At 57.5% G+C, this 404-nt stretch carries 2 pseudogenes; one reads left to right on the plus strand and one right to left on the minus strand.

Features of this window, described 5'->3' with window-relative positions:
• A pseudogene (locus tag KP705_RS18505) lies at positions 1–263 on the minus strand (IS5/IS1182 family transposase); the annotation flags it as partial.
• Between KP705_RS18505 and KP705_RS21845 the strand changes: the two are divergent.
• Positions 257–404 (plus strand): annotated as a pseudogene (locus KP705_RS21845) (IS5/IS1182 family transposase); the annotation flags it as partial. The pseudogenes KP705_RS18505 and KP705_RS21845 sit on opposite strands and share 7 nt — an antisense overlap.

Genomic DNA, 404 nt, shown 5'->3' on the forward strand with positions numbered 1-404 from the left:
TGGGAGTTGTAGCCAAAGAACGGGATAGCGAGATCCGTTGCGGGCATACTCCCGTCATCCTGCCGYTTTGCTTTCGTGAACTTCAGYGTCCAGCGCGCATGACGATCCTTRTGCGACAKCTTTGCGGKYTTGTCCTGCCAGTCTTCTGGAATACGTCCTGCCCGGAGATCCGCTTTCTCAGCCTTCGTATTGCGCTGCTTTGGAGCAGCCACCAGTGTTGCATCCAGGATCTGGCCGGACATCGGGAGATAACCGGCGTAACGCCGGGTATTTGCCGATGTCAGGCCAGATCCTGGATGCCACGCTGGTAGCGGCTCCGAAGCAGCGGAACACCAATGCAGAGAAAGCGGATCTGCGAGCAGGCCGTATTCCTGAAGACTGGCAGGACAAACCCGCAAAGCTGT

It is taken from the genome of Gluconobacter sp. P1D12_c (genome assembly GCF_018812105.1).
GTDB classification, from domain to species: Bacteria; Pseudomonadota; Alphaproteobacteria; order Acetobacterales; family Acetobacteraceae; genus Gluconobacter; species Gluconobacter oxydans_A.